The sequence below is a fragment of the Chryseobacterium sp. Mn2064 genome (genome assembly GCF_049319685.1).
GTDB lineage: Bacteria > Bacteroidota > Bacteroidia > Flavobacteriales > Weeksellaceae > Chryseobacterium.
This window is the reverse complement of record NZ_JBMOUE010000002.1, coordinates 246,342-266,820: the sequence shown is the minus strand read 5'-3', so window position 1 is coordinate 266,820 and position 20,479 is coordinate 246,342. Positions and strand designations below refer to the sequence as shown.

Genomic DNA, 20,479 nt, shown 5'->3' with positions numbered 1-20,479 from the left:
TTTTTTAATAAAAAATATGGATAATAGCTTATTTATTAAAGAATGTAAAATAAAATTAAGTTCTTTAGAAAAAAAATTGAAGATGGTCGAATCAAAGTTTCAATATGAGAAAATTGATTTGTGTGAAAGAGCATTAATGGAAATTGATATTCCTGTTAGGGAAATTAAAACTTTATTAGCGGGATACAAATTTGAAGCCCTTGCTGAAGAAATTTATTTCTTTAAAATAATTAAACCTCAATTTATTTCTAAGTTCATTTATTATTCTAAATTACTTTCGATAGAAGTTGCGATTCCAAATGCAGGAAAAGCTGTACTTAAAGAATATTTTGAATGTGAACTCCTGACGCTTAAAACTTTTTATGATCAATACACTGATTTTTATGAATACTATCGTCGTAAAGCAACTTTTCTTGACAACAAGTACTTTGTGAGGAATCAGTTCGATCTTAAAACAAAGCTTGAAGCAGGACTTTATGACTACGATGAAAAGTTTGCGACTTCGCATGATCATATCGTATCACAGATCATAGCCAACGATTTACTTGAAAAATACCTATTGGAAGCAATCACTAATATTGATGGATATACTTTTAAAGCGATAGAGGAGAAGCTCATTTTATCATGGTCTTCTTCAAAGTCCTCATTGATAGAGCTTCTTTATGCTTTATATACTTCTCATACTTTTAACGGCGGAAATATTGAGTTTTCGGAAATTGTAAGGTATGCTGAGAAAACCTTAAATGTTGATCTTGGAAATTTCTACAAAACTTTACATGAAATCAAGAATCGAAAAACAAATAAAACCAAATTTTTACAACTTTTAAACGAAAATTTAAGTAATAAACTCTTAGAAGACGATTGAAAAAGCTATAAAAATGATACTTATTATTTGAGGGTAAATTTTTTAGAAAGACAATCTCTTTATTTATTATCCATCACAGATAATCTCTCGGTAGTACGAGAAACTACCGAAAGATTCTTATTTTTTTTTTAAAACTTTGTCGTAACCATAAAACAAAAATCATGAATATTGACAAAGCGGAATTTCTTTCATGGATGGAAAGAATTATGACAAGATTCGATATCCTAAGCGAAAAAGTAAAAGAAAATCAAAATGGACTAAGGAGTATTGATGGAGAACAACTATTAGATAACCAGGATGTTTTACAGCTATTAAAAATTAGTTCACGAACTCTGCAACGTTACCGGTCTAATAAAATAATCCCTTATTATAGTATTAGTGGAAAACTTTACTATAAATTATCTGATGTGCATCAGGTAATTAGAAATAGTTTTAGAAATTTAAAGCAAAGTAGTGCTAATCTAAATCAAGACCTTTAAATAAATTTTTGAAAGTAGTACTTCACATTAAATAACTGCCTCATTTAGAAGAACGAAAATATCGTATCTAGTCTATTTTAATATGCACAAATAATGTTTTTTTAAGTCTACAGTATGTTCAGTATTTCGTCATCTTTTTTTTATCATTTGATAATGATTTTGAAAATTTTCACTAAATCAAATCTTGAAGAAGGTTCTATTTTACTTTTGTTTAAATGATATTAATCTATTTTTCTAATTTATCTTTGTTTATTATTTTCAAATTTTAGTTCTTTTTGTTGCAGCTTTAAATTCCGAATTGTTTTTTTATATTTAGATGAAAAGTTTCATCATTCATTTTTTGCTTTTGCTTCAAAAGCATTTCAGCATCTTCTCCAACAACATATCTCAATTGATTTTTACCATCAGTCGCGGCTTCAAAAATAAATTGTGCAACTACATCAGCAGACAAAGCATTTTTCGACATTTCCGGCATTGTATTCATTAAGGCATTTACCATAGGTTGATATTCCTGAATGCTTTCATCATTAGAAAAATCAAAAGATCTGCCCCCAAAATCTGTAGCAATTATACCAGGTTCAATGATTTTTACCCTAACTCCAAATTGTTCAACTTCATAAAGCAAGGCTTCTGAAATGCCCTCAACCGCAAATTTGGTTCCGTGGTAAAGTGTTCCCAAGGGAAATGCCATTCTACCACCAGCTGACGAAATATTAATAATAAGCCCGTTTTTGTTTTTGCGAAAATGCGGAATGATAGTCTTTGTTACATCTAAAAGTCCAATAACGTTAGTGTTGAATTGCCTTTGAATTTTTTCTTTAGGAAATGTTTCTAAAGCTCCATAAGCACCATAGCCCGCATTATTTAAAAGAATATCTATGGTTCCAAATTTTTGGATTCCATCATGTACTGCCTGATGGATCGATTCGATATCCAAAACATCTAATTTCGCAACCAGCACATTTTCCTTTTTAGATAATTCTTTCTCTTTCTCCGGATTTCTCATTGTAGCCACTACATTCCAACCTTTGGATGCGAATAATATAGCTGTTGCCCTACCAAGTCCAGTAGATGATCCTGTAATAAAAATAGTTTTATTCATAAAATGTTTATATTCATAAAATCATATATGCTTACCGAAATTCAGTTTAGCTTACATAATTAAAAGTTGATTTTAAGTGTACTCAAATTTAATTGAATGATTGACGGAATTCGAGCGGCGTAATATTTGTTTTGTTCTTAAAAAGTTTACTGAATGACTGCGGATATTCAAATCCTAGTTCGTAGGCAATTTCGCTAACCGTCATATTGGTTGAGGTTAGGATTTGTTTGGCTTTTTCAATCAGTTTATCCTGTATATGCTGTTGTGTGCTTTGACCTGTAAGACTCCTAAGCATATCACTTAGATAGTTAGCAGACATATTCAGTTCAGCTGAAAAATATTGGACAGAAGGTATCCCATTTGTTGAAAGATTTTTTTCCTCGAAATAGTTTTGCAATAATTTTTCAAATTTTAAAAGCAAGTCACTGTTTGTGGTTTTTCTTGTTATAAACTGTCGATTGTAGAACCGGTTACAATAATTCAATAGCAATTCAAGTTGTGAGATGAGTATATCTTGACTATAAATATCTATCCTTGAACTGTATTCTTTTCGGATGGTATCCATTACTTCTTCTATAATTGTTGCTTCTTTGCCCGAAAGGTGAAGAGCTTCATGTACAGCATAAGAAAAAAAACCAAACTGGGAAATTTTTTTATCCAATGGATATGTCCTTATGAAGTCTGGATGTATCAACAATGTCCAACCTTGTAGATTTGCATTATCAGCCAGTTCAGAAACAATCACCTGATTAGGCCCATGGAAAACCATTGCGCCTTCCTGAAAATCGTAGTAGTTCTGCCCATACTTCATCGTACCAGTATAATTTATTTTCCTACTGATCGTATAGAAATCATAGGTTTTATTTCTTAATTTCTCATGAACATAATTCTTGATGTTTTCATGATTAATCAAACTTATTAATGGGTGCTGCGGCTTTTCAATATCTAATAAGTTATGATATTCAGATATTGACTTGATATGGTATGGTTTTTCTGTTTTCATATTGATTGGTATTTATAGTGTATTATTTTAATCCGATTAATTTAATTTATATCTGTAGATAATGATATGTTTCTAAAAGTCTCGAACTCTTCCAAATCTCTTTCTCTTTTATCCATGATCATTTGAAAGCTGTCAGGTCCTAGTATTAAATGAACAGGAGGATTTTCCATATTGGCCAGGTTTACAAGTTCAGTGACTAGTTTTTCTGGATCTCCAGGCTGTTTTCCGGCTCTTTTCATATAACTATGATATGTGTTTACACTTTTATAGTCAGGAATAGTTTTTTTTGCATAATGCAAAGAGCCTTCATCTAAAAAATTAGTCCTGAAAGATCCAGGTAATACCACTGTTGGTCTGATATTGAGATGTCTCGCTTCTAAAGCTAATGCCTCAGTAAGGCCAACCATTGCAAATTTAGAAGCTACATAACTTCCGATATTCGGACCAGCAATATAGCCTGCCGCAGATGCAATGTTTATAATACGTCCTGAGCGCTGTTTTCTAAATTGTGCCATAGCACTCCTGATCACATTTACCGCTCCGAATAAATTGACATCTAATGCTTTTCTAAATTCATCGTCGGTTAATTCTTCCAAACTACCGATATATGAAAACCCCGCATTATTAACGGCTACATCTAATCCTCCAAAATGGTCAACTGTTTTGTTGATTGCCTGTTTAACAGCTTCGCTGTTTGTTATGTCTAATTCTATAGGCAAAAAATTTTCGCTTTCAATGCCTATACCTTTTTTTAAATGCTCTGTATTTCGTGATGTGGCCGCAACTTTATCCCCTTTATCCAACAATAATTTTGATAGTAAAAGCCCCATTCCTTTTGAAGCGCCGGTAATAAACCAGATTTTTTGATTACTCATATTTAATTTAATATTTTTGTCCAGCTAATATTCTTTCAGATTAAAAATTCAAGAGGGCAGGATTACTTTATTCAGGTAATGCCATTGTTCAGTTATTTAGTACTTTTTAAAAAATTCATCTACTTTATCGATTGCGGGGTCAAGATATTGGTCAATGTCATAAAGATCCATATGTGATGCCCCTTCAATTACAAACCATTCTTTTTCCCCTGCAGCCATTTCATAAACCTCTTTATCCATGTCATGCGTAAAAGCTTCGCTTCCTGCAATAACTAGAAATGGTGTAGTAAAATATTTTGCCTGATTCATAAATACCCTTGAAGGATCAACTGGCAAACCAATAGTTGGATAATTAGGTGTATAATTGGGACACTTATCTTGTCCGGCCCTAAGGAAATAGTATCCATACGCATCTTTCATAGCTTTTGAAGCATTCTCCGGTGGGGGTAAAGGCATTCCTCCAAACATAGGTGCCGTTTCATATTCACCGGTTTCATAATACTTTTGCTTGGCGTCGGCCGCTGTTTGCAGCATTTGATCGAGAATTGCTTTTGGGTAAGCACCGAACAAACTTGCGGCGGCATCAAAATTACCTACCAGTGTTGCCACTGCTTTTACACGTGCATCTCCAATGGCAACATTACATATATATGGAGCACCGGCACAAGCACCTAAACCATAAAATTTTTCACGATCTACAAATTTCAAAGTTCGCAGGAAACTAATGGCATCAGTCGTGTTCGGTACCATATTATGAATACTTTCAAAGTTTCGCACTTCACCTTCGCTATCTCCAAAATTTTTTGGATCGAAAACAAAAAAAGCATAACCTTTTGCTGAAAGCTTATTCCCATATGTTGCACCGGTTTGCTCTTTTACTTGTGTACCTACACGCGTATAGATAATGGTCGGGTATTTCTGCTCTCTGTCAAATCCTTTAGGAAGATATAAATCTCCGGCAAGTTTGTACCCCTGGCTCATAAAATATACTCTATTTTTTCCTTCTTTTAACTGTTGATTTTCGACAGCGATTCCTTTTTGAATATTGCTCATAACGATTGTTTTTAATTATAGACAAAATTGGGCTTTATTAAGAGCCCAATTGTATCCAAATCTCTTGGGGTTGTGTTCAAATACAGGATTTTACTCAAAATCAGTTGAAAAACTTAATTCTTTCGATTGTTCAAGTTTTTCTATTTGTGATTTATAATAGTTTATAGCTCTCTGATAAGAATCCTTACCCATTAACAGATGTAAAGGAGCATTAGTGTTCCCTGCAACATCAATCAAAACTTTTACCAGTTTACTAGGATCTCCGGGTTGTTGACCATTAAATTGATTCATTGCATCTACCAATGATTGTGTAGGGTAGCCTTCTATTGTGTTTTGAGCAACAGGAAATTCTCCTAAAAAATTTGTCCTGAAAAGCCCTGGTGAAACGATAGTTACATTTATATTGAAAGGTTTCACTTCCAATGCCAAAGCTTCAGAAAAACCTATTACAGCAGACTTAACAGCATTATAGCTTCCTGCACACGCATCTGCAGAATATCCTGCTGATGAAGCAAAATTGAAAAAGTGACCACTTTTTTGTTTGCGGAAATAAGGCATTACATTGCGTATTACATTTTGAAATGCAAAAACATTGACATTTGTAGATTGACGAAATTCTTTATCCGAAACTTCTTCCAGTGCACCTAAAAGCATATAACCTGCATTATTTACGGCTACGTCAATTTTACCAAATGCAGCAACAGTCTGTTCAATTGCTTTTTTTACTTCTGCATCACTGGTAATATCTACAGTAAGTGCCAGCAAATTAGCGTTATTGCCTACTACTTTTTCAATACTTTCTTTGTCACGTGAGGTAGCAGCTACTTTATTCCCATTTTCTAATAATTGTTTTACAAGTGTAAGACCAAAACCTTTTGAAGCACCTGTAACAAACCAAACCTGTTCATTTTGATTTTTCATTTTCTTTTTTTTATTTATTATGTAATTGAAACTTTCTTATTTAAGTCCTCCTGAAACTTCGATGCGGCTATCTGCCAAAAATTCCGAATCATCACTAGCCAGAAATACTGCTACTTTTGCAACATCTGCCGGATATCCCATACGTCCTAATGGTGTTGCTTTTATATATTGTTCAGTAACATCTCCTGCAAAATCGACCTGTGTACCTTCTGTTTCAATAGCTCCGGGAGCAATGGCGTTCACACGAATTTTTTTAGGCCCTAACTCTGCTGCCAGTGCATGTGTTATACTTTGTATAGCTCCTTTTGTTCCAGAATAAATTGAGTAGGTTGGGACACCTTTTTCACTTACTACGGAAGTCATATTAATAATGTTGCCTCCTTTGTCACCAAAATACTTTACAGCCTCTCTTGTAGCGAGTAAATTCCCGAGAACATTTATATTATAGTGACGATTAAATTCCTCTGTTGTTATTTGTTCAATTGGAATTGATTTGAAAACACCGGCATTGTTTACCAAAATATTTATGGAGCCAAACGTTTCATATGTTTTTTTAAACATATTTTTCACATCTTCTTCTTTTGAAACATCAGCATGTACTACAATGGCTTTACCACCATTAGCCGTAATTTCATTTACAACATTTTCTGCCCCTTCACGATCTCCAGCATAGTTTACCACGACGCTTGCTCCTTCCTGGGCATATGCTTTGGCAATGCCTGCGCCAATACCTTTAGAGGCTCCTGTTACAATAGCAACTTTGCCTTCTAATTTTTTATTTTGACTACTCATTTTCTCTATTTTTATTGATAAATCATTTATTTCACTCTTAAAATATTCTGTCTTCTCTCTTCTGAAAGCCAGGGGTTTTCTACATCATCAAAATCGGTGGAAATGCTTACAGGTTTCCATTTTTCAAATTCTGCTTTTCTATCAGCATCAACGACTTCCAGGATGGCAACAGCATCTGAACCTAATAATAGGTGTACCGGTGGTTCTGTATGTTCTACCAAATCGATGATTACCTGTGCTGCTTTATCTGGGTTACCTAGTGGGATAATGGTTTTAATATAATCTTTCAGCGATTGTAGGATATTTTTGTAATCATCAATTGGTTCGGCGTAAGTCATTGAATTGGTAGCCCAATCTGTACGGATACCTCCCGGTTCTATAGAGGTAACTTTAATACCAAGATGTGCAACTTCTTTACTTAAAACTTCAGTAAATCCTTGTAATCCGAATTTTGCAGCCTGATACATAGAAAAACCAGCCGAACCCACTCTTCCTCCTACAGAACTAACATTGAAAATACTTCCTGAACCTTGTTTACGCATATAAGGTAATACAGCTCTAACAACATCTATCGGGCCGTTGAGATTAATGTGTAGCTGGCTATCCATCTGTTCGTTGCTGAATTCTTCAATTGCACCTGTAATACCTACTCCAGCATTATTGACCAAAACATCAATACGACCGAATTTTTCAATCGTATCTTTTACAGCTTTATTAATTTGTTCCCTGCTGGTTACATCTACCGGCAATGCAATAATTTGATCGGGATATTGAGTTACAAATTCTTCTAATTGTTTAGGGTTTCTAGCCGTAGCAGCTATATTATCACCTTTAGCCAATACAGCTGCCGTAATGCTTCTGCCAAGGCCTCGTGAACTTCCTGTAATAAACCAAGTCTTTCTCATTTCTGATTAATTTTATTGTGAATGTCAAAATTATCAATAAAAAGATATACATTTGATACCTGTATACAAAAGGATACTTAAAATGGGTAAGATTGAAGAAATGAATTTTGAGGACAAGATCAAATTCGTGCAGGATACACAATATGTAATAGGAGGTAAATGGAAATTATCCATTATTATTTCCATCTATCATGGCAACAGGCGGTTTAATGAAATTCTTTCCTCTATTCCGCCAATAACCAATCGGGTGTTATCAAAAGAATTAAGACATTTAGAAGAAAATGAGCTGATATCAAGAAAAGTTTATGACGATTATCCGGCAAGAATAGAATATACTCTCACTGATTATTGCCACAGTGTCAGGGAAGTTTTAACCTCAATGGAAAAATGGGGTAAACAACATCGGGAGAGAATTAAAAGGAAATGATTTTCTTATTACTTTTTGCCTAAACTATAGCTTTTATCACCAGTAAAACAATCTTACTCATCTTACAGCATAAAAAGCTACATTAAAACCTTGCGTATCGGAAAGTGAAATGCCCAATAATGTTTATTAATTTATCAAAGTGGGCTAAATAACGTTTAATGTTATAAACATAAAAGTTTAATCTTTTCAATTGTTATGACATAACCAACTGTCAGTCGATAAAAATATTTCCTACATACATAACAGATTAAGACTTTGCTACTCTGAACCTACAGCTTTATTTAGTAATTGTATTGCATTTAAGATAGCTTCCTTTTCTAAAGTTGTCAAAACACTTGCAATAGATGTTGCCAACCATTCTTCACGTTCCTGCCTGCTATTCTTTAGCCATTTCTCTCCCGCTTTAGTAATAATTGCAAAATTTTTCCTCTTATCAGTTCCGGCTTGTTTTCGGGTAATAAGACCCAATGTTTGCAACTTACCCAAGACCTGTGAAACATATTGTGAGGATAGATTAAAATGACTGCATATTTCTGATGGAAGTACTTTTCCATTCTCAAAAAGAAGCTTAATGACATTGAGTTCTGATATTGAGAGTTGATCCTCATTACTTATTTGCTTTCTTAATTTCCTGTTCAAATGAGAAACAAGGTCTCTGACCCTATGAGCGACTTCTTTATCAAAGTCAGTAATTTCTAAATTATCATCTTTCATGATACAAATATACAAAAAATAGCAAAGTAACTTTGGTATTTAAATAAATCAAAGTAACTTTGCAAAGTAATTTTATTAAAATGAATAAAAAAAGTGACAGGGGAGTTGCGTTATTTTTAACTCCATTGATACTCGGTAATATGCTGAATCCGTTGAATTCAACAATGCTTGCAACGGCTGTACTTACTATTGTTGCAGCTTTTGGTCAGCCACAAGGAGCAGGAGCCCTTTTGATTATACCATTGTATTTTACATCCGCAATTGGACAACCTTTAATGGGGAGACTTTGCGATGTATTCAACCCCGCTAAAATCAATCTTTTTGGCTTTGTATTAATTTTACTCTCTGGCCTTATTGGGGTGTTAGCACAGGATTTTGAGTGGCTTATAGCTTCCCGGGTTTTACTCGGACTAGGAAGTTCGGCCGCTTATCCATCGTCTATTACACTTATCCGGCAACGTTATAAATCGAAGGAAATGGATGTGCCTGGAATTGTATTAAGTATTGTTGCTATTGCCGGACAGGTATCCTTAGTATTCGGTCCTTTCCTTGGAGGGATATTATTGGAGAGTTTTGGTTGGAAAGGAATCTTTTTCATTAACATACCATTGGTCCTGATAGGGCTGGCATTTTCTATGATAAAGAGAGATAAGAATATACCGACAGATCAAAAGGATAAGAAACCATTTTTTAAGATTGTACACGATCTTGATCCAATAGGACTTTTTGCCTTTTCAGGATTTTTATTTTCATTTTTGATAACAATCTTATACCCTTCATATCTATTTGCAAAAATATCTTTGACTATTATTTTGCTTATTGTCTTAATCTTCATTGAGTTAAAACATCATAACCCTTTTATAAATGTAAAGGTTTTAAGCCTGAATCTTTTTTTAAACACAACCTTTCTTCGCCAAATAGGTATCAATTTTATCATCTATCTTTTTCTGTATGGTCTGCCACAATGGATGGAACAATCCAAAGGTATAAGTCCTTCTTCAGTAGGACTCATTATGCTTCCATTTTCATTAATGGCAATGGCGTTGAGCTTGCTGGTTTCAAAGAATAAAAACTATCTGCTACTTCTTTCGATGGGGATAGCCTGTATTATAGCTGCCACGGTGGGGATTTTTACTTTGGACTCTACATCATCCATATACTTGATTCTTGCCATTACCATTACAATAGGTGCTGCAATGGGAATCTTAACAGTAGCTAACCAGGCAACCTTGTACGCCGAAGCTCCTGAAAATGCTGTTGGGGTATGTTTTGGACTATTTCGTACCGTAGGTTACATTGGGGCAATACTTTCAGGAACCGCATTAAAATTCCAATTCAAAGCAGGTGCAACAGATAAAGGTTTACACTCACTTGCCTTTATGGCACTTTTCGCCTGTTTAGCAATTATACTATTTCTAGTACCACTATTCTTTAAAAGAAAAAAAATAGAACTGAAAACTGAAATAACAATTTAACAAATAAAAAAGTATAAAAAATGGACAAAAACGAAAAAAATTACCGTACAGCCCTGCTTGTTATGGATATTCAAAATGCTATAACTGCACATATACAGAATCCTGAAAATTTACTCAGTAATATAAATAAAGCAGTAAAAGCGGCACATGAATCGGGAGTAAAGGTAATTTATGTAAGGTTGGGATTTAGAGAAGGGCACCCAGAAATAGATAGTAGACATCCTCGCTTTGGTGCTCTAAAGGAAAGCAAGATTATGTTTACCGAATCTCATGAGGGAACTTCATTTCATCCCTATATCACATTAGAAGCTAACGATATTGTTGTTGTAAAAAAGAGGGTCAGTGCGTTTGCAGGTAGTGATCTTGATATTATATTACGGGCACATAGAATTGAGTTTTTGATTCTTTCAGGTATATCTACCACAGGTGTAGTACTTGGAACATTGCGTGAAGCAGCGGATAAAGATTACCGGGTAACTGTACTTACAGATGCCTGCGCAGACCCTGATCCTGAGGTACATGAATTTCTGGTCAATAAAATTTTTCCTTTTTCCGGTGAAACAATAACAACAAACGAATGGACTCATAATATTCAACTTTAAATAGTTTATTGTTCCGGTCATTACGTTGCATAAGTACTTTTTTTAATTGCAAAAGCTTATGCTAATTCGACACTTAATTGTGACAAGCCCGTGTTTTTATTTGAAGCGTTCTTCTGAAGGTAGAAAAGTACTTTAAACGTTGATTTCTTTTGTCGTTTCCATACTCATAATTCATTAATGCAAACCTATGTGAGTCAAGAAACGATATGAAAAATTATAGAAATGCTTAAATATAGTTTTTTTAACAATTGTTTTAGTATTTTTACTTTACTAAACCTAAATTTTATCTACTTTTAACTCATCATTAAAGAATCGTAAAACGCCTCTAACCAAAAGATTTATTGGGAGCCTAGAAAGTTATTATGAAGGAGAAAAATATTACTTTAGTCTTATTTAAAGAGAAAAAATTATAGTTCCTTAAATTGTATGGAGCAAAAACCGCAAAAAGAAACAAAAGAATCAGTTAGGTAGTACAATTTCCGTTGTGTTCTATGAATCTATCATATAGAATGTATATAATGAACGGCTATTTTGTTTCGTTTTGAGTTATTTTTACTGATTAGTAGAAATTATTTTGGTTGCTGTTCTTGATTAATTTGTATATATTTTTTATTACTGCTGTTCAGAATGTGGATACCTGCTTAATACTTTTTCCGCTATTAGCACTATATTTCAGCGAGAAGTAATCGCAGCATTGCTATTAAATGAAATGTTTATATTTTCTTTCGGAGCAATTTTATTATACAGATGTTATGGAAATTCCTGGAATACAAAGGTCTTTGAAATAATGAAACTATTTATTATAAAAAAAGTCCCCGTAGAAATCAGGAATTTCACTGCTATAAATAGCTTTGGCTACTTGAGTTGTGTCGTAATCTAATTTTATGATTTCTGCGGACGTACTGTATTCTTGCACGGTCAATATCGTATATGTTGCTTGGTGATCCAATTCTTTACTCCTTCCTACCGAACCGCAGTTAACGATTAATTTGAAATCCACTTCCAATATATACGAATGATGGGTATGGCCCATAACAAGAATATCAATCTCTCTTTTATTAAGTTGTTCGATTATTTCTTTTTTTTGATCATTTTCATAAACATATTCATCATTGCTGTTCAGAGAGGCGTGAACAAGAAGAATTTTTTTTTCAATATCACCGGTTTTAAAAGTAAGCTCCATATTGTAAGGAAGAGATTTTAGCCAGTTTTTATTGTCTTCTGTAATGTTTTTTTTACTGTGCATAATAGCTTTAATTCGATTTCTTGTTTCAAGTTTGTTATGATGACCTAGAGGGGTAATGGGCTGATTAAAAGCAATACGTTGATCATGATTGCCCATTAAGCACGGGATTCCTGTTTTTCTTATAAAGTGAATTGTTTCATTTCCCCAGGGAGCAAAATCTACAAGATCACCAAGACAATAGATCTGTGTTATTTCACGTTGTTCAATATCTTTCAAAACTTCTTCTAATGCTATGATATTTGCGTGAATGTCGCTTATGATTGCTATTTTAATCATTATTTTGGAGTTTTTAATGTTTTTATAGTTTTATTTAATAGAAATTTAGGTGTTTTAAATATATCACAGTTTATTTCTACTTGATAGAAATACAATTAACAATGCTGATCCGCTCCAACATATCATTTGGATAAGTGCAAAATACCATCCACCAAATGACCAGCTCAAAAGCCCAAAAAAAGTTCCAACACCTGCACCAATGAAATAGGTTGTCATATAAACAGTATTCAATCTGCTGTGAGCCTCTTCATCTAGTGAATATATTCTTGTAAAATTGGTGATTTGTGTAGCCTGAACACCAATATCCAAAAAGAAAATTGATAAGATTAAAATCCATATGGAATAAGGAAAGAGTAGCATAGCTAGAATACTTAAGAACAAAATTCCTACACTTAAGTACAGGTTTTTAAAGACTTGTCCCTTATCAGCCATTTTGCCAAAATAAGGAGCTACTAATGCGCCACCGATCGCTATAGCTCCAAATAATCCTATCTCTGAAGCAGAAAAATTAAAAGGTTTTTCGCTTAAATGGAAAGTCAATGTCGTCCAGAAAGAACAGAAGATACCAAAAGTTAAGGAGCCTAAAATAGAAGCTTGTCTTAATACCTTATATTTTCCGATTAGGGCAAGTGTAGATTTAAGCAAGCTGGCATAGCTTCCCTTAAACTTAATGGGAACTTCTGGTAAGATAAAATATAGCAATAAACTACTTATTAATACCAGGATAGCAGAGAAAATGAATATACTAGGCCATCCCCAAAGTTCTGTAAGCCATCCGCTGATTAATCGTGATGCCAAGATGCCACATAGTATTCCACTAAAAACAATACTTATATTTTTACTTCTGTTTTCTTTTCCCAATGTGGCTGCCATCGGAAGAATGATCTGTGCTGGAGTTGAGCATACGCCAATGATAAAACTGTATATAAGTAGTAAGGTAAGGTTCGTTGAATTCGCGGCTATTAGCAAAATGATAAATAGAAAAGAACATATCCGTAAAATCAAATTTTTCCTGTTCATTTTATCTCCGAGCGGAAGTAAAAAAAACATTCCAAGCCCATATCCCAATTGAGATAACATGGCTATTTTTCCTACTGCATTTTCAGATTTTCCCAAACTATTTGCTATATCTTTAAGTATGGGTTGACTATAATAAACATTGGCCACAATTGCTCCGGCAGAGAATGCCATTACCGGGATAACTAGTCCGTTTTTTTTTATTGCTGTCATTTAATTTTTAAGGATGTAAACTTAGCATCCTTAAAATTTATAATATTGTACATATCGATATATTTTTTGTAGATTAGGATAAAATAAAAAAATGAAACTCATTCAGTTTGAAGCATTATTTATCAGGGACTTCAGTACTAAAATTTGGCCATTTCCTTTGCATTCTCATAATCATTACGAAATCATGTACATTATTAAAGGAAGAGGAGTACATATACTTAACGGCATAAAATCTGATTATTTTCCCAATTCCATCTTTTTTCTACTTCCTCAAGATGAACATGATTTTCAGATTGATGAAGAAACCCATTTTATGGTTATTAAATTCCTTCCGGGTATTTTAAAAGGTGGTGTAAATAACTGTAGTACAGACTTTTGGAGTAATGTTTTAAATGGGCTTGCAAGGAAATTTCAGTTAAATGAGGTAAAGTATATTCAGGAAACTCAGCTTGAAAAGCTTAGAGTCATGATTGAGGTTATGGTTTTGGAGTGGCGACAGTATGGTCAAAAAACAGGTGAGGTACATATACATCTTCTTCGTAGTGTTCTATTGCTATTGAATAGCTCTTTTGATGACAGTCCGGAAAAAGACATTATTAAGCTTGAGGACACATTAATAGATAGAATACAGAATTATATACACAGTTATATTTGTTATCCTGAGAAACTTACTGTAAAAGAATTAAGTATGTTTTTTAGAATGTCAGAATCCGGAATCCGGATAACTTTTAAAAATAAAATGGGTATGTCACTACGGGAGTATATCTATTCTTTAAAGTTACAACTGATCAAAGAACGAATCAGGAATAGTAGTTCTAATTTTTCTGAAATAGCCCAGGATTTTGGTTTCACAGATTCTAGCCATTTTTGCCGTTTTTTTCTTAGCCGGACCGGTATTACACCAATGAAGTATCGTAAGACATAGATATTGATAAATTGTAACTGTCCAGTAAATTATACTATTTTTACATTATTTAGTACCATTTCAACTGTCAATTTTAGATTAACTTTGAAATCAACGGAATGTCGAATAAAAACAACTGTATTCGGAAGTTAAGTGAATTATAATTAATTGTAAAATGAAAAAAACATATCCAACATTTGATATCTGCAATCTTGTGGCAAAAAAGATATCAAACGATCTATTTAATGCAGATAGGTTTCAGGGATATCTGATGAACAATCCTCCTATTAAAAATATTCATAAGCATTCTTTTTATCATTTGGTATACTTTACTTCTGGAAAAGGGCAGCATGTTATCGATTTTAAAAGCTATCCTATAGAGCCGGGATGTATTTATTTTATGTCACCAGGTCAGGTTCATAACTGGGAATTTGAAAGTGATGTTGACGGGTATGTTGTGAATTTTTCTGCCATTTTTTTTGATAAACTTTTTTTGAGTTCCCATGCAGTAGATCTGTTTCCGTTTTTTAATATTTTTTCAAATGAACAGATGATGAAAATTAAAGATGATATGAGATCTGAAGTTGTTAAAATCTTTGAAGTTCTTCTAGACGAATTAAATAATGATACTTATCAAACACCAATGATGATAGCTGCTGAGCTACTTAGGCTATTTGTTATTGCAAGCAGAGAATTGGGACCCGATGTTCCTGTTTTAAGCAGAACTAGCTATAATTCAATTCTTTTGAAACAGTTTTTTGATCTTATACAGGATAATTTTAAGGATATGCGGCTTCCTAAAGATTATGCAGCTTTGCTCTATATTACGTCTAACCATTTGAATTTTCTATGTAAAGACCATTTGAATATGTCTGCAGGTGAAATCATCCGTAATAGAGTATTGCTTGAAGCAAAACGGATGTTGGTTAATTATGAGCTTTCAGTTGCCAATATTGCCATGGAACTAAATTTTTTTGATACCTCATATTTTATAAAGTTTTTCAAGAAATATACACAGCTTACTCCGGAAGCATTCCGCAAACAATATTATAGCAAATCCTGATAGGATCATTTCCAAAGAAAGATTGATGTTCCATCTTATTGAGTGAGTAATGAGAAGATTTACTGACCAAAGAAAAGAGCCCTAACACACATGTTACCATTATCAGCAATTTCGCTATATACATTAAGAACAATAAATTTCTTTACGGTAGCCAATAAAGGATATGAAATGTTTTGCTTAGAAAATTGGTGTGAAGAAGAATCTCTTTCCGAAAATTTTATGTTCTCTCAATTACATTTAGATCATTGCAGCTACAATAGAAGTCTTAGTTCATTATGTAAATAAAATACTATTTATTGCATGATTGTTACCGCAAATAATATTGAGATTAGTAATAATTTCGCACACTTAATTTAAAAATGAAACTTTGTTGATGAAAGAAAAACTATTGGTCGATCAGGAGGAGGTACCTGATGGAATCGATATTAAGGATTCTAAATTAATTTATAGGGGAATAGATCTGCTGGATTTATCAGAAAAATATGGAACACCATTGCGTATGACCTATTTACCTGTAATTTCGGAAAGGATCAATGAAATGAATTCATATTTTAAAGAAGCAATGATCAAATATGGATATCAAGGAAAATATTCCTATTATTACTGTACAAAGAGCTCACACTTCAGCCATATAGTAAAAAAGGTTCTTGAATCTGAAATTGGGATAGAAATTTCCTCAGCGTATGATATCGAACTGGTGAAATCGCTTGTTAAAGAAGGGACGCTTCTTAGGGATTCACGGATAATCTGTAACGGTTATAAGACCCCAGATTATCTGAAGGGAATCAAATCACTGTTAGCTATGGATCATTGTTCAATTCTACCAATAATAGACAGTAAAAGTGAATTACTGTATTACGATAGACTGAATATCAGGCTTGACATTGGCGTACGTTTGAACTTGGGTTTTTTGGCTTCTTATAAAGATGAGTCCAGATTTGGGCTTTCACCACAGGAGATCATTTCATTCTATCATAAGAGGATTAAGGGCAATAAAGATTTAAAAATAACAACATTGCATTTTTTTTATGAAAAGGGAATTTCAGCATCGAATGGTTATTGCAAAGTTCTTGAAGATGTAACCCTTTTCTATTGTAATTTCAAACGATCTAATCCGGAACTTAATACGCTTGATATCGGTGGTGGGATGCCATTCCATAGTTCTTTTGAGAGTGATAATGAAATTCAGGACTTGATAAATATGATTATTACCACTATTCACGGTGTCTGTCATCGGGAATGTATTCCTGAACCGGATATTGTTACTGAATTCGGAAAATATACAGTTGCGGACGCTACGATGATGATTTTCAAGATCCATGAAAGAAAATTTACCGACGGTAAAAACTGGGGTATTGTTGATGGTTCTTTTATTACACATCTACCGGATACATGGGCTATAAAACAGGAATATACCATGGTTGCTATAAATAATCTGCAATATGATTATAGGCCATTCCTTCTTGGTGGGCTCACCTGTGACAGCGCTGATTTTTATCCAAGTTCTGGTTCAATTGACTCTGTCATGCTTCCTGATACGGATCAAGAGCAGTATATTGCTTTTTTGCATACAGGGGCCTACCAAGAGGTACTGAGTGGCTTCGGGGGGATCAACCACTGTCTTATTCCTTCGCCCAAGCATATCCTTATTAGGAGAGACAGTGATGAAAATCTGACCTATGAAGTTTTTGCTGAAAAACAGAATATTCAGAATACCATGAACATATTAGGTTATCGTTAGGTTAATATTGGTTCTTATCGTTGGTGGCTGTGATATCTTGAAAACTATAACCCTTTTCTTCTCTTGTTACGAGTGTTCTAAATGGGAACAAAGGATTATTTATTACAGGTTTGGAGATCCCTATTTTAGGACAATATTTTCCATAAATAATACCATATATAGAAACAGTTCTCTTTATAAATTTGAAAATTAATTCAAATAGACCTCATATAAATCTAACTACCTATACAACTTATTCCGAAAGATGACAGATAGATTAAGATTAAAAATAAGAAAGGAGGTGAATGCAGAAAACAGAAAAAATAAATAGTAATATGGAGTTACAGAAATTTAATTACGACAACGATATTGTTAAGGCGTTCCTATATGCTACGATCATATTCGGTCTGATCGGGTTTACCTTCGGTATAACGGCTGCACTGATGCTGTTTTATCCGGAATTGCCCGAGTTTTTGTTCGGAACTGATGATGCCACGATACAGAGTCTGAGATCGGGCGGTATCCAGTCGCTGATCAATACCCATGGTGCATTTGGTTTTGGAAGAATCAGGATGATCCACACCAACACCGTAATTTTTGCATTTGTCTGCAACAGTGTCTATACGGGAGTTTACTATTCATTGCCACGGCTTTTAAAAACTCCAATGGCAAGCCCGACCTTGTCATGGGTCCATTTCTGGACATGGCAGATTATGATCATAGCGACATTTATTACCTTCTTTATGGGTATCAATACTTCCAAGGAGTATGCGGAACATGAATGGCCTATTGATATTTTAATAACTTTTTCATGGGTGATTTTTGGTATTAATATGTTTATGACTATTGCAAGAAGGAGAGTTAGGCATCTCTATGTAGCGATATGGTTCTATATTGGAACATGGATAGGATTGGCCATGCTACATATCTTAAACAATCTGGAGGTGCCTTTATCCTTTACTGGCTGGAAATCGTATTCGATGTATGCGGGAGTAAAAGATGCACTGGTACAGTGGTGGTATGGTCACAATGCGGTAGCCTTTATCCTGACCACGCCTATTCTCGGACTGATGTATTATTTCCTTCCCAAGGCAGCGGAAAGACCTGTTTTTTCGTATAAACTTTCCATTATACATTTCTGGTCATTGATCTTTGTGTATATCTGGGCGGGTCCTCACCATTTACAGTATACGGCACTTCCGGCATGGGCACAGGCTGTAGGTACTGGATTTTCGATCATGTTGATTGCTCCTTCCTGGGGAGGAATGTTGAACGGGCTTCTTACCCTTCGTGGAGCATGGGATAAAGTCAGGGACAATCCGATTCTTAAATTTTTCGTAGTGGCGGTTACCTGTTATGGAATGGTAACATTTGAGGGTCCGCTTTTGGCTACCAAGAATATTAATAAGATCGGGCATTATACGGACTGGGTTATCGGACATGTACATTTAGGAGCCTTGGGCTGGAACGGTTTCATTGCCTTCGGAATGATCTATTATCTGGTTCCAATCATGTGGAGAACGAAACTCTGGTCTGTAAAGATGGCTAACTGGCATTTCTGGCTCGGTACACTGGGGGTAATATTCTATGCCGTACCGATGTATATTTCAGGATTTACGCAGGGGCTGATGTGGAAACAGTTCAATCCAGACGGTACATTGATGTGGAAAAACTGGCTCGATACGGTAACAGCGATCATTCCGTATTATAAGATGAGATTTTTGGGCGGAGCCTTTTATATATCAGGTGCAATAATGATGCTTGTAAATGTTATTGCAACGATCAGACACGGATCATTCCAGAAGAGTGTACCTGCTGAGGCACCTGCACTTGCAGTTATTAGCAGCAAGAGAAAGGATGGTGAGGGAACGCATCTATGGATCGAAAGAACTCCTTATCTGTTGAGTATATTATCCTTTTTGGTATTATCCATCGGAAGTGGTGTGGAGATTATTCCGACATTGTCACTAAAGGCAAGTGTACCTACTATTTCTGCGGTGAAGCCATATTCGCCTCTTGAACTTGAAGGGAGGGATATCTATATCCGAGAGGGTTGCAATGCCTGCCATTCACAGATGATCAGACCTTTCAGGGACGAGATCGTTAGGTTCAACGGTAAGAACGGTGAATACTCCAAGGCAGGAGAATTTATATATGACAGGCCATTCCTTTGGGGGTCAAAGAGAACAGGACCTGATCTTCATCGGGAAGGCGGTAAGAATCCAAGCTCATGGCATTACAAACACATGTACAACCCGAGGTCTACTTCTGCGGGATCCATTATGCCACGATATCCATGGCTGATCAGCAATGATCTTGACAGATCAAAAATGGTTGATAAGATTGTGTTCATGAAGAAAGAATATGATGTACCATATACCAGAGCTGAGATAGATTCAGCGAATTCATGGGCAGATAATCAGGCAGCGGAAATTGTGAAGGAAATTTTCTCGGAGGCAAACGATCTGAAAGAGGCTTATGCAAAAAGACCGAAGGGGGAACTTGAGAAAAAAGAAATCGTCGCTCTAATTTCCTACCTACAGAGACTCGGAACAGACATAAAAACAACTGAAATTAAAACAGTAAGTAATAATTAACGAAATAACAGAACTCTTTATGATACCACAGAATTTTAAAGATTTTTTAGCCAATACTGACAATACAGGTTTATACCAGATAATAGCTCTTATATTCTTTATGATTTTTTTTATCTCGCTCATTGTGCTGGTATTTAGCAAACCAAAAAAATATTATAAGGAGGTTTCAGAATTTCCGCTTGACGTGAATGATTGATTGGTTTGCGCAATACAGTGGACACTCATCAACA

The 20,479-nt window shown here is 34.5% G+C and carries 19 protein-coding genes; 9 read left to right on the top strand and 10 right to left on the bottom strand.

All coding sequences use genetic code 11. The features are described 5' to 3' along the window. Nucleotides 1-16 precede the first annotated feature (16 nt). Both ACL9RH_RS08280 and ACL9RH_RS08275 read left to right on the top strand, forming a co-directional pair. Nucleotides 17-865, top strand: coding sequence for an RteC domain-containing protein (locus ACL9RH_RS08280; RefSeq protein ID WP_422692891.1), 849 nt, complete (start codon nucleotides 17-19; stop codon nucleotides 863-865). Nucleotides 866-1,026: 161 nt separating this feature from the next. After that, on the top strand, nucleotides 1,027-1,344 hold the full coding sequence (locus tag ACL9RH_RS08275; protein WP_422692890.1) for a helix-turn-helix domain-containing protein: 318 nt from the start codon (nucleotides 1,027-1,029) through the stop codon (nucleotides 1,342-1,344). A 286-nt stretch (nucleotides 1,345-1,630) separates the two neighbouring features. On the opposite strand, the gene ACL9RH_RS08270 is transcribed toward ACL9RH_RS08275, so the two are convergent. From ACL9RH_RS08270 to ACL9RH_RS08240, 7 genes are all read right to left on the bottom strand, one after another. Next, nucleotides 1,631-2,446, bottom strand: a complete 816-nt coding sequence (locus ACL9RH_RS08270; RefSeq protein ID WP_422692889.1) for an SDR family oxidoreductase — start codon at nucleotides 2,444-2,446, stop codon at nucleotides 1,631-1,633. Nucleotides 2,447-2,534: 88 nt separating this feature from the next. Then, a complete protein-coding gene (locus ACL9RH_RS08265) occupies nucleotides 2,535-3,449 on the bottom strand; it encodes a helix-turn-helix domain-containing protein (protein WP_422692888.1) in 915 nt (304 codons plus the stop codon). 41 nt (nucleotides 3,450-3,490) lie between these two features. Then, nucleotides 3,491-4,324 (bottom strand): SDR family NAD(P)-dependent oxidoreductase, encoded by an 834-nt coding sequence (locus tag ACL9RH_RS08260; protein ID WP_422692887.1) that lies wholly within the window; start codon nucleotides 4,322-4,324, stop codon nucleotides 3,491-3,493. Between the two features lie 96 nt (nucleotides 4,325-4,420). Next, a complete protein-coding gene (locus ACL9RH_RS08255) occupies nucleotides 4,421-5,377 on the bottom strand; it encodes an alpha/beta hydrolase (protein ID WP_422692886.1) in 957 nt (318 codons plus the stop codon). A 90-nt stretch (nucleotides 5,378-5,467) separates the two neighbouring features. Beyond that, nucleotides 5,468-6,298, bottom strand: a complete 831-nt coding sequence (locus ACL9RH_RS08250; protein ID WP_422692885.1) for an SDR family oxidoreductase — start codon at nucleotides 6,296-6,298, stop codon at nucleotides 5,468-5,470. A gap of 36 nt (nucleotides 6,299-6,334) precedes the next feature. Then, nucleotides 6,335-7,090 (bottom strand): SDR family NAD(P)-dependent oxidoreductase, encoded by a 756-nt coding sequence (locus ACL9RH_RS08245; protein ID WP_422692884.1) that lies wholly within the window; start codon nucleotides 7,088-7,090, stop codon nucleotides 6,335-6,337. Between the two features lie 26 nt (nucleotides 7,091-7,116). Beyond that, nucleotides 7,117-7,995 carry an oxidoreductase gene (locus ACL9RH_RS08240; RefSeq protein ID WP_422692883.1) on the bottom strand — a complete coding sequence of 293 codons (879 nt, stop codon included), beginning with the start codon at nucleotides 7,993-7,995 and terminating at the stop codon, nucleotides 7,117-7,119. 52 nt (nucleotides 7,996-8,047) lie between these two features. On the opposite strand from ACL9RH_RS08240, the gene ACL9RH_RS08235 reads away from it, so the two are divergent. Then, the gene (locus ACL9RH_RS08235) at nucleotides 8,048-8,422 is read left to right on the top strand and encodes a winged helix-turn-helix transcriptional regulator (RefSeq protein WP_422692882.1); all 375 of its coding nucleotides are present in this window, start codon (nucleotides 8,048-8,050) and stop codon (nucleotides 8,420-8,422) included. Nucleotides 8,423-8,680: 258 nt separating this feature from the next. Here the strand turns inward: ACL9RH_RS08235 and ACL9RH_RS08230 are convergent, their stop codons facing one another. Next, nucleotides 8,681-9,136: a MarR family winged helix-turn-helix transcriptional regulator gene (locus tag ACL9RH_RS08230; protein ID WP_422692881.1), complete on the bottom strand. Its 456-nt coding sequence runs from the start codon at nucleotides 9,134-9,136 to the stop codon at nucleotides 8,681-8,683. Nucleotides 9,137-9,216: 80 nt separating this feature from the next. Between ACL9RH_RS08230 and ACL9RH_RS08225 the strand changes: the two genes are divergently transcribed. Both ACL9RH_RS08225 and ACL9RH_RS08220 read left to right on the top strand, forming a co-directional pair. Next, nucleotides 9,217-10,611, top strand: coding sequence for an MFS transporter (locus tag ACL9RH_RS08225; RefSeq protein ID WP_422692880.1), 1,395 nt, complete (start codon nucleotides 9,217-9,219; stop codon nucleotides 10,609-10,611). 20 nt (nucleotides 10,612-10,631) lie between these two features. After that, nucleotides 10,632-11,213, top strand: a complete 582-nt coding sequence (locus ACL9RH_RS08220; protein ID WP_422692879.1) for a cysteine hydrolase family protein — start codon at nucleotides 10,632-10,634, stop codon at nucleotides 11,211-11,213. 793 nt (nucleotides 11,214-12,006) lie between these two features. Here the strand turns inward: ACL9RH_RS08220 and ACL9RH_RS08215 are convergent. Together ACL9RH_RS08215 and ACL9RH_RS08210 are read right to left on the bottom strand one after the other, a co-directional pair. Then, the gene (locus ACL9RH_RS08215; protein WP_422692878.1) at nucleotides 12,007-12,735 is read right to left on the bottom strand and encodes a metallophosphoesterase family protein; all 729 of its coding nucleotides are present in this window, start codon (nucleotides 12,733-12,735) and stop codon (nucleotides 12,007-12,009) included. A 63-nt stretch (nucleotides 12,736-12,798) separates the two neighbouring features. After that, nucleotides 12,799-13,965 (bottom strand): MFS transporter, encoded by a 1,167-nt coding sequence (locus ACL9RH_RS08210; protein ID WP_422692877.1) that lies wholly within the window; start codon nucleotides 13,963-13,965, stop codon nucleotides 12,799-12,801. Nucleotides 13,966-14,056: 91 nt separating this feature from the next. Between ACL9RH_RS08210 and ACL9RH_RS08205 the strand changes: the two genes are divergently transcribed. The 4 genes from ACL9RH_RS08205 (at nucleotide 14,057) to ccoN (ending at nucleotide 20,249) form a co-directional block, all read left to right on the top strand. Then, nucleotides 14,057-14,890, top strand: a complete 834-nt coding sequence (locus tag ACL9RH_RS08205; RefSeq protein WP_422692876.1) for an AraC family transcriptional regulator — start codon at nucleotides 14,057-14,059, stop codon at nucleotides 14,888-14,890. A gap of 154 nt (nucleotides 14,891-15,044) precedes the next feature. Next, the gene (locus ACL9RH_RS08200; RefSeq protein WP_422692875.1) at nucleotides 15,045-15,932 is read left to right on the top strand and encodes an AraC family transcriptional regulator; all 888 of its coding nucleotides are present in this window, start codon (nucleotides 15,045-15,047) and stop codon (nucleotides 15,930-15,932) included. A gap of 373 nt (nucleotides 15,933-16,305) precedes the next feature. Further along, nucleotides 16,306-17,673 (top strand): arginine decarboxylase, encoded by a 1,368-nt coding sequence (locus tag ACL9RH_RS08195; RefSeq protein WP_422692874.1) that lies wholly within the window; start codon nucleotides 16,306-16,308, stop codon nucleotides 17,671-17,673. A 314-nt stretch (nucleotides 17,674-17,987) separates the two neighbouring features. After that, complete coding sequence (gene ccoN, locus ACL9RH_RS08190) at nucleotides 17,988-20,249, top strand: cytochrome-c oxidase, cbb3-type subunit I (RefSeq protein WP_422693692.1); 2,262 nt, start codon at nucleotides 17,988-17,990, stop codon at nucleotides 20,247-20,249. Nucleotides 20,250-20,479: the final 230 nt, after the last annotated feature.

Excerpts from the sequence above, each read along its gene's own strand:
- ACL9RH_RS08280 (WP_422692891.1), top strand. The coding sequence starts at position 17 with ATGGATAATAGCTTATTTATTAAAGAATGTAAAATAAAATTAAGTTCT.
- ACL9RH_RS08275 (WP_422692890.1), top strand. The coding sequence starts at position 1,027 with ATGAATATTGACAAAGCGGAATTTCTTTCATGGATGGAAAGAATTATG.
- ACL9RH_RS08270 (WP_422692889.1), bottom strand. The coding sequence starts at position 2,446 with ATGAATAAAACTATTTTTATTACAGGATCATCTACTGGACTTGGTAGG.
- ACL9RH_RS08265 (WP_422692888.1), bottom strand. The coding sequence starts at position 3,449 with ATGAAAACAGAAAAACCATACCATATCAAGTCAATATCTGAATATCAT.
- ACL9RH_RS08260 (WP_422692887.1), bottom strand. The coding sequence starts at position 4,324 with ATGAGTAATCAAAAAATCTGGTTTATTACCGGCGCTTCAAAAGGAATG.
- ACL9RH_RS08255 (WP_422692886.1), bottom strand. The coding sequence starts at position 5,377 with ATGAGCAATATTCAAAAAGGAATCGCTGTCGAAAATCAACAGTTAAAA.
- ACL9RH_RS08250 (WP_422692885.1), bottom strand. The coding sequence starts at position 6,298 with ATGAAAAATCAAAATGAACAGGTTTGGTTTGTTACAGGTGCTTCAAAA.
- ACL9RH_RS08245 (WP_422692884.1), bottom strand. The coding sequence starts at position 7,090 with ATGAGTAGTCAAAATAAAAAATTAGAAGGCAAAGTTGCTATTGTAACA.
- ACL9RH_RS08240 (WP_422692883.1), bottom strand. The coding sequence starts at position 7,995 with ATGAGAAAGACTTGGTTTATTACAGGAAGTTCACGAGGCCTTGGCAGA.
- ACL9RH_RS08230 (WP_422692881.1), bottom strand. The coding sequence starts at position 9,136 with ATGAAAGATGATAATTTAGAAATTACTGACTTTGATAAAGAAGTCGCT.
- ACL9RH_RS08225 (WP_422692880.1), top strand. The coding sequence starts at position 9,217 with ATGAATAAAAAAAGTGACAGGGGAGTTGCGTTATTTTTAACTCCATTG.
- ACL9RH_RS08220 (WP_422692879.1), top strand. The coding sequence starts at position 10,632 with ATGGACAAAAACGAAAAAAATTACCGTACAGCCCTGCTTGTTATGGAT.
- ACL9RH_RS08215 (WP_422692878.1), bottom strand. The coding sequence starts at position 12,735 with ATGATTAAAATAGCAATCATAAGCGACATTCACGCAAATATCATAGCA.
- ACL9RH_RS08210 (WP_422692877.1), bottom strand. The coding sequence starts at position 13,965 with ATGACAGCAATAAAAAAAAACGGACTAGTTATCCCGGTAATGGCATTC.
- ACL9RH_RS08205 (WP_422692876.1), top strand. The coding sequence starts at position 14,057 with ATGAAACTCATTCAGTTTGAAGCATTATTTATCAGGGACTTCAGTACT.
- ACL9RH_RS08200 (WP_422692875.1), top strand. The coding sequence starts at position 15,045 with ATGAAAAAAACATATCCAACATTTGATATCTGCAATCTTGTGGCAAAA.
- ACL9RH_RS08195 (WP_422692874.1), top strand. The coding sequence starts at position 16,306 with ATGAAAGAAAAACTATTGGTCGATCAGGAGGAGGTACCTGATGGAATC.
- ccoN (WP_422693692.1), top strand. The coding sequence starts at position 17,988 with ATGGAGTTACAGAAATTTAATTACGACAACGATATTGTTAAGGCGTTC.